The sequence below is a fragment of the Synechococcus sp. BA-120 BA3 genome, from assembly GCF_034931285.1.
In the GTDB taxonomy this organism is placed as follows: domain Bacteria; phylum Cyanobacteriota; class Cyanobacteriia; order PCC-6307; family Cyanobiaceae; genus Cyanobium.
Genome location: NZ_JAYGHZ010000252.1, coordinates 1 through 11,171, shown reverse-complemented (window position 1 = coordinate 11,171; position 11,171 = coordinate 1). Strand labels below are relative to the sequence as shown.

Annotated in this window: 11 protein-coding genes; 5 read left to right on the top strand and 6 right to left on the bottom strand. The window is 55.8% G+C overall.

What is annotated here, in order from left to right; all coding sequences use genetic code 11:
- Positions 1–3: 3 nt before the first annotated feature.
- The 5 genes from VB737_RS08315 to VB737_RS08295 form a co-directional block, all read right to left on the bottom strand.
- Positions 4–810, bottom strand: coding sequence for an ABC transporter permease (locus VB737_RS08315; protein ID WP_500312398.1), 807 nt, complete (start codon positions 808–810; stop codon positions 4–6).
- Positions 811–820: 10 nt separating this feature from the next.
- Positions 821–1,939, bottom strand: coding sequence for an SLBB domain-containing protein (locus VB737_RS08310; protein ID WP_323243351.1), 1,119 nt, complete (start codon positions 1,937–1,939; stop codon positions 821–823).
- A gap of 9 nt (positions 1,940–1,948) precedes the next feature.
- Positions 1,949–2,653: a glycosyltransferase family protein gene (locus VB737_RS08305; protein WP_323243350.1), complete on the bottom strand. Its 705-nt coding sequence runs from the start codon at positions 2,651–2,653 to the stop codon at positions 1,949–1,951.
- 242 nt (positions 2,654–2,895) lie between these two features.
- The gene (locus VB737_RS08300) at positions 2,896–4,140 is read right to left on the bottom strand and encodes a beta-ketoacyl-[acyl-carrier-protein] synthase family protein (protein WP_323243349.1); all 1,245 of its coding nucleotides are present in this window, start codon (positions 4,138–4,140) and stop codon (positions 2,896–2,898) included.
- A complete protein-coding gene (locus VB737_RS08295) occupies positions 4,137–4,379 on the bottom strand; it encodes an acyl carrier protein (protein WP_323243348.1) in 243 nt (80 codons plus the stop codon). Before VB737_RS08295 ends, VB737_RS08300 begins: the two co-directional genes overlap by 4 nt.
- Before the next feature lie 132 nt (positions 4,380–4,511).
- On the opposite strand from VB737_RS08295, the gene VB737_RS08290 reads away from it, so the two are divergent.
- Both VB737_RS08290 and VB737_RS08285 read left to right on the top strand, forming a co-directional pair.
- Complete coding sequence (locus tag VB737_RS08290; protein WP_500312397.1) at positions 4,512–5,711, top strand: aminotransferase class I/II-fold pyridoxal phosphate-dependent enzyme; 1,200 nt, start codon at positions 4,512–4,514, stop codon at positions 5,709–5,711.
- On the top strand, positions 5,698–6,828 hold the full coding sequence (locus VB737_RS08285; RefSeq protein WP_500312396.1) for a hypothetical protein: 1,131 nt from the start codon (positions 5,698–5,700) through the stop codon (positions 6,826–6,828). The genes VB737_RS08290 and VB737_RS08285 overlap by 14 nt, the downstream gene beginning before the upstream one ends.
- Here VB737_RS08285 and VB737_RS08280 read toward each other — a convergent pair.
- Complete coding sequence (locus VB737_RS08280) at positions 6,788–7,582, bottom strand: SDR family NAD(P)-dependent oxidoreductase (protein WP_416238052.1); 795 nt, start codon at positions 7,580–7,582, stop codon at positions 6,788–6,790. The genes VB737_RS08285 and VB737_RS08280 overlap by 41 nt on opposite strands.
- Before the next feature lie 497 nt (positions 7,583–8,079).
- On the opposite strand from VB737_RS08280, the gene VB737_RS08275 reads away from it, so the two are divergent.
- The 3 genes from VB737_RS08275 to VB737_RS08265 all read left to right on the top strand — a co-directional run.
- Complete coding sequence (locus VB737_RS08275; protein ID WP_500312395.1) at positions 8,080–9,246, top strand: capsular polysaccharide export protein, LipB/KpsS family; 1,167 nt, start codon at positions 8,080–8,082, stop codon at positions 9,244–9,246.
- Positions 9,247–9,407: 161 nt separating this feature from the next.
- Positions 9,408–10,235, top strand: a complete 828-nt coding sequence (locus VB737_RS08270; protein ID WP_323243344.1) for a hypothetical protein — start codon at positions 9,408–9,410, stop codon at positions 10,233–10,235.
- A gap of 455 nt (positions 10,236–10,690) precedes the next feature.
- On the top strand, positions 10,691–11,171 hold a 481-nt coding region (locus VB737_RS08265; RefSeq protein WP_500312394.1), incomplete at its 3' end, for a THUMP domain-containing protein.

Here is an 11,171-nt window from a genome sequence, read left to right as displayed (position 1 = left end):
AAATTAACGCCTAATCAGGGCTCTCTCATTACTAGTATAGCACCACAGGGCAAGGCTAAGGTAAATCAAGGCAAAACCAGAAGGGTAAGCCAGAGAGATCTGCGAAGGAATCTGATAGTCAATGCTCAAGGCTTGACGAGCCAGCTCAATACACTGGAGAAGTGGGTTATAGACGAGCAGGTCTCTGGCAAATTGAGGAATCTGAATAGGAGAATACATCACACCTGACGCGAAGTATAGCGCTCGGTTCACCCAGGAAAGGATCTGCTTAAGGTTGGCAAAGTAATGAGATCCAACCAAGGACAAAAGAGACGTACCGACTCCAAGCAGAGTCATCAGCACGAAGGACATGACCAATAAGGGAAGATCTCGAAGTACCAGAGCATACAAATGTGCCCAGACAAGGCTGAACACCACAATGGCCGCACAGGCATAGAGGCCTAACTCTTCGATGGCCTTGGCCAGAACCGTGTCAATGGGCTTGACACGTCGATAAAAGAACAGTGCCCTATTTGCCTCCATGGTTGTCAAGCCATGGGACGCAACACGCGAATACAGATTGAAGAGTATAACCCCTGGCGCCAGAAAGAGAACGATATTAAGATTATTCACTCTCGTTGCTGGGCTCGCAATCATTCGCAGTGCTGCCCAAACCGCGATCTGGCCGATCGGCTCAACGAGCACGGCGAGGAAACCACCATGGACATCGCTAACGCGGCGTCTTAGCTCGCGGTAAACCAACGCATTGACAACGCGCCACTGAATTTCGAAACCACTCAATCTTCGGAGCCTTGTCCCTGTGCCTTCCATGGTCAATGGTTCAGTTGACACCTAACAGACGCAGCAAAGAAGCTGCATTGATGACAGGACCTACCGGTTCGAGGGTGGCGCGTACGGCATCGTTGAAAGCGGATCTGCGATTGCGGTTAACCACAATGACATCTCCATCTTGCAAGGCAGGATTATTGTCACTACCCAGGGGATCGGATGGATTGAAGCGGACCTGCTTTTGGGTTATTGTGCCATTGGGTTCAAGGCGAAGTAATTGGACGTTACTGACGCTGGCTCGCTCCTTGACAAAGCCTCCGGCACTCAAAACTGCATTACTGAGATGGCTGTTGGCCCGAATCTTGACAACTCCGGGACGCATGACCTCACCCACAACATTCACACCAATGGTGTCAGGAGCGAAGGTTGATGCTCCGATCTTGATCAAATCCGGATAACTGAGATCATCTGCGGGCGTCACCATAACCACATCTCCGTCAAAGAGAATCGGATTCTCTATCTGCCGGCCATCTCGTAGGGCCTCCCAGAAGTTGACCCTTAGCTCTCGTTGGGAACCTGGGCCAAACTGGCGCCTAAGAATGACAGCTCGCAAATCACCTCGGGCTGTGATTCCCCCCGCCTTCTGAATGGCTTCGACCATGGTGGGCCAACCACTCGACTGGATAGTGGTTGAACCAGCTGAACCAGCCACATCACCAGCGTTGTCCAGCTGATAATTCCCAGAACGATCCAGACTGTATAAGCCGGGCCGCTGGACCTCGCCAGTGACAGTGATCCGCATGGGACGCGCAGCCACCAGATCCAGAGAAACAATGGGACGGCGCAGGAACCTGGAATAGGCCTTACTGATCCGATCTCGGGCCTGATCCAACGTCAGCCCAGCAACAAAGATGCTGCCTATCCTGGGGAAACTGGCGGTACCATCTGCAATCACCTCAGCAAGACCCTCGTAGCCAGGTATCTTAAAGACTGACATCCTGACACGATCACCTGGGCCAAGTCGATAGCGCAGATCTCCGCTGAATAATGTGGGCGCCACTGGGGTGGCGGCCATAACACTTAGTGGCAGGTAGATCGTTGGCGAAAACGCCAAAAGGTTAATGACTGCAGCAAAAGTGAACCTGGAGAACGAACGGGTAAGATCAATCATGAATCTGCCTTAACGAACAAAGTCATAAGCACGACTTCGAGAGGCTTTTGCCAATCGCTCGCACCATTGCGGATTGGTTAGCAGCCGATCGATTGCATTGAGCCATTGATCACGCTGATCACTTAGGAGCAGGCCATCTTCGCCATGCTTCACGAGCGCAGAGTAAGGCAGTTTATCACTATACAAGCCAGCAGCACCGAGTCGAGCTGCGTCAAAAAACTTCACCGCCGCGCGGGCCCGATTGAATCCGTTGTCCATCAGCGGGCACAGAAGACAATCCAGCCGCTGGCTAGCTGTCAGTTGGAGATAACGCTCCCAAGGAACGGGTTGGTGGACACGAACTCTCGGCACAGATCCGTATAGCCTTCGCATTTCCTCATCACCGTAGAGATCAATCAATGTATGAGAGTACCTCTCCTGCACCTTGAGAATGAGTGGGTAAAGCCACAAAAGTTCCTGACGATGGGACGCTGTTCCGTGATAACCAATGGAGAAGCTCTTGACTTGCGCTAGGACACGCAGCTGTGGTCGTAAGGGAATCAGCACGGGATTCAAACTGGCATAACGCTCAGCGAGGACTGGGGTGCTGACCCAGAGTTCTTCGCACCAGTCAAGGATGGTGAAACGTTTCGACCAAGCCAGACGACGTAGTTTGTTGGCATACTTATGGGGTAACACCTCAAATCCGTCAATGTCTAATAGATCATCATCCATCCAATATATGCAACGCTGACCCTGGATCTTGGCTTGTCGTAGCCAGCCTCTCCAGCGCCATCCCCGGGGCCAGTAGCGTACAAGCATGACCACTTGAACCTGCTTTAGCTGCGATCCAAGATCCTTAGGAGGACGCTGACGAGTGTCCAGTAGTATCGGCCTCCAATGGCGTGACTTGAAAGCCGAATAAAGGAAAAAGTCCAGACTGGATTCAGCCCCCTGATGCAACACAAGGATCGAGGTCAAGCACTTGCCCACAGCAGGCTCACATTGTGACCGCCAAATCCAAAAGAGTTCTTGATGGCCAAGTGCCGACTCCTACGGCTTAGATTCTCATTGCGATTCCTGGCAACCCGAAGCGGGATCTGAGGGTCGGGAGGATCTGAATTAAGGCTTCGCGGTACTACCGCTTTCTGCAGGGCCTTGAGGGTCAGTATGGATTCCACGGCTCCCGCTGCCCCCAACAGATGGCCAAGGCCGGCCTTGGGCGCGGTGACCCAGACGTGATCGGTGGCTGAGCCCAGCACAAGCCGAAGCGCCTGTGCCTCTGCCATATCGCCCAAGGGCGTTCCTGTAGCGTGGGCGCTGATCATCGAGAGATCCTCTGGCCTCGCATCTGCACCCCTCAGGGCCTTCCGGATGGCCTCGGCAGCATGCAGCCCGTCAGGTTGCGGCATGGCCAGGTGGTGAGCATCGCTCGTCATGCCGGCTGCGAGCAAAAGCCCTTCAATCGGCGCATGTCGTGCCTCAGCATCCCTGAGTCTTTCCAGAACGAGCGCCCCTGCACCTTCCCCAAGGACAAACCCATCGCGGCCCTCCGCAAAAGGTCGACAGGCGCTTTGCGGATCCTCATGTCGACAGGAAAGCGCTCGCATCTCCGCGAACCCACGCATGGTGGCAAGGTGGATAGGTGCCTCAGCTCCCCCGACCACAACCACATCTGCATGGTCGGAAGCTAACAGCATCTGCCCCCAGATAATCGCCTCAGCGCCACTGGAGCATGCCGATACAGGCGCATGTGCGCCACCGTGGGCCCCCAAATCAATAGCCACCTGAGCCGCCGCCGCATTTGGCATGGCCATAGCAACAGCTAAGGGGTGTATACGTCTGGCACCCGCTGCATTGCGCTCATATTGCTGGATCAAGGTGGATTGGCCTCCGATCCCAGTGCCTAGCACCACGGCCAAACGACCTCCAAGGACATCATGGTCTCCCAGGCCACTGGCGGACCAAGCCTGCCGCGCCGCTAGAAGCGCAAACTGACTGAATCGATCCAGACGGTTGGCCAGGAATTCACCCAAGAGTGACTCAGGCATAGTCTGTACAGTTGCTGCAAGGTATTTGTCCCTACCACTAGCCCAGGATTCATAAAGATTGGCAGAAGCAATAAATCCATTAAGGCTGGCAGCGAAAGCATCATTAGGGTTGCATCCGAGAGGCGACATGCAACCCATCCCAGTGACAGCGATCGGATATTGACTGCTCATTCCAATTGAGATTTAACAAACTTGACAACATCCCTGACGGTTTTTACGTCAATAAGCTGGTCATCAGCTATCTGAATGCCGAACCGGTCCTCGGCGTCCATAACCAACTCGTATGTTCCCAATGAATCAATACCAACATCCTCAATTAAACGCGAGTCAAGCTGGATATCGGCCAACTCCTGAGGCACAACCCTCTTCAGTATTGTGACGACTTCGGCGACGATTTGATCGTCGCTCATGGCAAGCAAAGTTTCTCTTTCGATTCTCTTTATCGCACTTGGCATTGAAACAACTAAAAGAGAGCCTGTTTATAGCTTAGCACATAGAGCACTGCTTGCGCTAGAATCATACGGTTTCGTGGCCCTAGACCGATGCCTTGGCAACAGGCTTCTCTACTCTCCAGTCAGAAGCTTGTGCAACGGCTCATGCAACGCAATGGGCTCCAAGAATCCGATCTGCCATTTTTTTCCAGGTCCAATTATATCCAACCCCTGGATCAGAAGCAGTACTCATCTTACGATTATCTGAATCTCAAGACTCATCCATCCGTCATCGAAGCAGCTTCCGTGGCCCTCAAGGATTACGGTCTATCGACTTCCGCAAGTCGCCTGATGGCTGGGGAGTTACCCCACCATGCCGCACTTGAGTCCCTCCTTGCACAGATCTATGGCAAGGAATCAGCGCTGGTGTTCGTCAGCGGCCACGCTACCAATGTCAGCACGATCGCGGCACTTGTTGAGCCCGGTGACCTGGTTGTTCTGGACCAGTACTCTCACAACAGTATCCAAATGGGAGTTCGCCTTTCCGGAGCCAGGCGAATGGTGTTTCCCCATAACGATACAGAATGCTTACAAATGCTATTGGACAAGTACCGCTCTCATTACAGACGCTGCCTAATTGTTACGGAAGGACACTTCAGTATGGACGGTGATAGTCCAGACTTGGCTCTCCTGCTACGGCTTCGAGATCAATATCAGGCCTTACTTATGGTGGATGAAGCCCACAGCCTCGGAGTACTTGGACGCCAAGGGTTGGGATGCCACGAACAACATGGAGTTGAGCCTGGCCAAGTCGATATATGGATGGGCACCCTGAGCAAGAGCCTAGCTTCCACCGGCGGCTTTATTGCTGCCAGTAGAGCCATTACTCAGCATCTCAGATTACATGCTAGTGGCTTCAGCTTCAGCGTGGGACTCAATGCACCTTCCTGTGCTGCCGCACATACAGCTTTGAAGATTTTACTGAGCGAACCGGAGCGGGTTGCCACGCTCCAAGCCAATGGTCACTATCTGGCCGACACGGCTCGAAAAGCGGGGTTGGATGTGGGGCGAAGCCTTGGGATGGGAATTATTCCAATCATGCTAAACGATCTCCGCCATACCTTTCTTACCGCAAATCATTTGCTCTCCAAGGGCTGGGGTGTTTATCCTATCGCCCCTCCAACCGTACCCAGCAACCGCTGTCGCCTACGCCTTTTTGTCCGTTCCGATCACTCACAAGAGAGTATGCACGATTTGGTCAAGACTCTTTGCAACGCTATTCACCAAACGAAAGCTGATGCAGTTGGTTGAAGTCCATTCAGCCCTGGATCACCATCGATTCAGGGCTGCTCTTGGTATCGGGCTGGAACCAGCGCAACGACCCGACTGGTTTGCTCATTTTGATGAAGTTCTGCGCAGTTCAAGCTGGTTCCAACCCTATCTGCGACGCACACCTCACCAGCGCTGGATCCTTAGAGATCAGCGGGCAACGATTGGCAGGATCATGGCCATGCATCCTGCAGAAGGGCCGTCACGATTCGGACTCTATAGCTGTATCGACAACCCGGAAGCCAGCCTGGCTCTTACTCGAGCAGCCGAAGCCTGGGCGCGAGACAGAGGGTCTCGGATAATCATTGGGCCTTTCAATCCTTCTATTCATGACGAGTGTGGTTTACTAGAGCACAGCACATGTCCGTCACTTTACGGTTATCCAGAGACGCCTGAACATTATATTGACAATCTGGAGTTCTGTGGCTATCAGCGTGCAAAACGATTATTAACCTTTCTTCAGACAGATGAACGTAACGCTACACGCATTGCTGCGCGTATGCAGCCCTTGCTTGAAGTCATGCCGGAGCACGGACTAAGACTGGAAGTAGCCAAATGGTCGACTCTGGGCCGTGACGTCCAGTGGGTGGAACATTTGATTAACAACTGTTGGGGAAGCAATTGGGGCTTTGAACCGATCGGCAAAGCGGAAGCCAGGAATCTGGTTCTGAAGGTACTGATGTTCCTACCTAGAGGTGTTCTTTCATTCGTATCTTTGCATGGAAAGCCAGTTGCCGTTTCTTTGGGCATCCCGAACGCCAAAGAAATCGCCTCCGAACTAAACCCCAGCCTTGGAATCCTCAATTTGCCACAGCTATTCCTGCGTTTACGACGCTGCCAATGTAAACGCGGTCGGATCGCGCTTTTGGGAGTCATTCCAGAATTGCAGGGATCTCAACTGTCCCTGATGGCCTGCACCGCGATGCTCCGCCACTTGATCAACACGGGACAAGCCTTGGGGAGCTGTTCCGCAAGCATGGGCTGGATTCTCGAAGATAATCACTCCATGCTTCGTTTCCTTAAGCTCTATGGAGGCGAGCAAGTGATGTCCCACCTGATCATGGCAAAGAGCCTCGATACGCTCGACCAGGAGCAATGATCCAGCGCAGAAGAGCTTTTGGCAGCCATTGCCCGATCCAGATAAGCAATGCCAATCTGCGCGGGAACAAGATGATTCGGCGTCGAGCCCTCACACCCCGGAGAATCCGATGAGCTGCGCTTTGCGCAGTGCATTGGAATGGCCGAGGACCTGGATAGCCCTCTGCCATTCCTGTGGCTACGAATCCTGGAAACACCTGACTGAAGAACACCTCCGTTTCAGGCGCAGGACGGGCGGCATAGAAATCCTCCAGTGCCTCCACCAAAGAATGCTGGGCAGCTTTCGCCACGCAGTAACCAGGAGCTTCACCCAACGCCAGGAACGCATTCAAGGAACTGACCACAACGCAATGGAGATGTCGCCGTTGCTCCACAGGTAGACTCAATCCCACCTGCAGCAACGAAAGCGTACAACTGAGATTGTGATGGATCTGGTCTTGAAGTCGCTCCCAGTCAGGGCCTCGATCGGTCGGGGTCCGCTCCAAGGACACCGTCCCGGCATTGGCAATAATTACTTGTATGCCTCCATCTCTTGCGAACTCGGCCACGCTTTCGGCCACATCTTCACGATTTCTCACATCCAAGGCCCTCCAGTACACAAGCGCCCCCTTGGCACGACATCGCTCTGCAACTCTGTGGAGGCAGTCCTCGTTCCGGGCCAGTAGTAGTAGAGCGATGCCTGGAGAGGCCATAACCTCTGCCAGGGCGGCTCCAATGCCACGGCTGGCACCTGAGATCACCACCTTCTGGACCATCCCCACTCAGCCCCCTGCTCGCCAACACCTAACTTTGCTCCACCTGGCCCACTCTGATGGGGAATTCCCTGGCCCCCCTGTACGGACTTGAGCAGCCGACCTGGTTTTCCAGGCTTTGGCGCCCAACGCCCTTAAGCCGTTGCCCATGGATCAGGCCTCCGCGGGAACTCTGCCCGCTGTCGCCCCGCCAACGGATCCGGCTGGAGAACCTGCTGCATCGGTGGCGCGAACTCGAACTAAGCGCATGGAATCAACGCCAGCGGGCAAGTCCGCCAGAGAGTCCATTCGTACTGCAGTCGATTTCCTTCCGAGATCGCCACCTTTCCCGCCTGGCCACACACCTCTACCCCGGGGCCACCGTCCGGGATCTCCGCCAGGAACGGCAACACCCCGCACCACTTCTGGCAACCGCTGCCGCACTGATCACCAGCGACTGGCGATGGGGCCTGGAAGCCCTGATCTGGGAGCTCACGGTGCACGGGCTTTCGCAACTGCCGGTGGAGCGCGACCGTCAACTCGCCCTCCTGTTTCGATGGCTTGTCAAGGACAGCACCTATTGGGATCCCACGCGCCGGCAGCGCTGTCCTCCGGAGCGAATTCTGGAGCTGGTGGGCTTGCAGCTGGAACGTCGCCGCCGCTTTCCTGAGAGGATCGAGGCGTTCGGAATCCATCCATTCCATCACCGAACACTTCGCTTCTACCTGGCTGGGAGTTCAGTTCGCTTCCGCCCACTGCATGCCAGACCCAGTTCCTCGGCTCAGGCCACAGCAGTGCTGGGCAGAGCAGCCAACAGAAAAGCCTTGGAAAGGGATCCTCGCAAACCGCTGATTCAATTGGAAGATGGTTTTCTTCGCTCCACCGGCCGAGGAGCCCACCTCCAACTGCCGCTATCCCTGGCTGTCGATCCTATTGGCATTTACTTTGATGCTACCCGCGCCAGCGCACTAGAGTGCTTTCTTCAGGATCACTCGTTCCTTCAGGAGGAGCGTCAGCGGGCACTGCAGCTACGGGAGCAGATTCTATCGGCTTCCCTGAGCAAATACAATTTGGATGGAGATAGCTGGGAACGGCCTTCTCTCAACAAGCCTGTGGTCCTTGTGGCTGGACAAGTCGAGCAAGATGCCTCTATCCGCTATGGGGCCCCAGGCATCCGGACCAACCTAGAGCTGGTCAAGGCGGCTCTTCGACTAGAGCATGGGTCCTACGTGATCTACAAGCCGCACCCATTCGTAGTGAACGGGAGAAGGCCTGCCGGACATGGTGAGAATACCATTGGCAATCTCGTGGATGCTGTTCTGCCTCATGTTTCCATCGATACGTTACTCAGGCAGGTGGATCGAGTTCATGTGCTTACCTCCGGCACAGGATTTGAGGCTCTGCTGAGGCAGGTTCCCGTTGTCTGCCATGGCCTACCGTTTTACGCTGGGTGGGGTCTTACTCAGGATCACCTTGTCTGCGCGCGTCGCCAACGTCAACTGAGCTTGGATGAGCTGGTCTTCGGGGCTCTGATGGCCTATCCAAGGTATGTCAGTCCACGCTGTGGGTGGTTCGTCACCGCCGAGCAAGCGGTGGAGCAATTGATTTCGCTGCAATCCAATCCACCCACCCGCTTCGGGCTTGCCAGGCAACACCTCGCTGCATTTTTGCCCACGCTCATACCATGATCTTCCAGCGAAAGCCATCAGAGTCCCACGGTGCACTCATGCTCGGGGGGGATTCGGAGAACCATTTAAACTCAGGCTTCTGGCGTCTGAATTCAACCCAGATGCATGGGATCCCACCCGCCACCGTCGTCGTGGCTGGCCTTGGCCGGTCCGGAACCTCCATGCTGGCGGCGGTTCTTCAGGCTGCAGGCATCTCCATGGGGGAACAGACGGCAACCGGCACACACGAAGACCAGCAGCTTGCGGCCTTGCTGCAACAACGGCGGCGTCGAGAGCTACAAAGGCTGATTAGGCAGCGCGACGATGCTTACGCACTCTGGGGCTTCAAGCTTCCATCGCGCCAAATCCTGGAACACTCCCTCTTTCGGATGCTGAAAAGACCCTACTTGGTGGTGATTTTCAGGGATATTCTTGCTATCGCTGGCCGGCGCCAGGTTTCAAGGGGGGAACAGTTGATGGGTCAACTCACACAGAGCCTGAGCGAATACCATCGGCTTCTGGAGTTCCTGAAAAAAATCGATATTCCCTGCCTGCTGATTTCCTACGAAAAGGCCCTGCTGAACCCTGATACGCTAATTGACCAGCTAGATTGCTTCCTTGATTTAAATCTGGACGGCCCCACCAGATCTGCCTGCCGATCAAGTATTGAGATATCCCCGGAGATCTATCGCCGAGAAGTCCGAAATCATCAGGGCTGGCAGGGGCGCCTAGAAGAAATCCATAGGGATAAGATTATGGGTTGGGCCTTTGTAGGAAAGGCCACTGTACCGGCAACTGTTGAGATCTTGATCAACGGGTTTCGCCGATATTCTTGTCGAGCCGACAAGCCTAGACCAGACGTCCAGAAGGAACATCAGCTGGAAACATCTGCCTGCGGCTTTTGCTTGGAACTGGATGATCCATCGGAACTGCTACAAGAGGGAGACAGGGTATCAGGGCGAGTCGCGACAATGAAGATGGATCTTAGGAACTCACCGCTGACCTTCTAGGGAGAATTCCGATGTCGAAGTGCAATGTTAGCCGAAAGATAGATTGCGAGCTGTTCGAGGAAGGCCCCTTCCAGGGCCCATGGGTCATTTGGGTGACAAGGCTGACCTCACCCCGTCTCCGTTAAGAGTGTCAGGCAGCCACAGGGGCGGCTTGACGGGAGAAACGAACGATGTTGTTCGCTGTTACGGGTTCGCTCTGACCGAGCAGGCTTCAGTCACCCTCCTCATGCCCCGTCGAAACCATTGCAGCCCCGTGATGACGCACCGCCTGCGGGGCGGTGGGTCGGGGGAATGGAGCTGAGCGGAATCGAACCGCTGTCCGAAACACTGGTGTGGATCACCTAGTTCGTCCGAGGACGAACCTGTTCATCCTGCCACCTCCCCGCCGGTCCAGACGCGGCCACCGGCGGTGGGCATCCCCGTACAGGGGGACCGCCAGCCAGCAGCATGGAGCGATGGCCAGCTCCTCCTGCTTCGACGTCATTGCCGTGGTGCCCCCGGGGCTGGAGGAGCCGGCGGCGGCGGAGGCGGCGGCGCTCGGGGCCGCCGAGGTGCGCCCCCTGCGGCGCGCCGTGGGCCTGCGGGCCGATGCGGCCACCTTCTACCGCCTGCATCTGCAGGCCCGGCTGCCGTTCCGCTTCCTGCGCCAGCTGGCCCGCTTCCCTTGCCGCGGCAAGGAGGAGCTCTACGAGGGGGTGCAGCGGGCCGCCGACTGGGAGCGCTGGCTGCCGCCCCAGCTGAGCTTCCGGGTGGAGGCCAGCGGCAGCGTGCCCGGCCTCACCCACAGCCACTACAGCGCCCTGCAGGTCAAGAACGCCCTGGTCGACCGCCAGCGCCAGGTGTGGGGGTCGCGCTCCTCGGTGGATCTGGACGATCCCGACCTGGTGCTGCACCTGCACCTCAGCCCCGGCCGCCCCGGCGGCAGCGGCCCCGAGG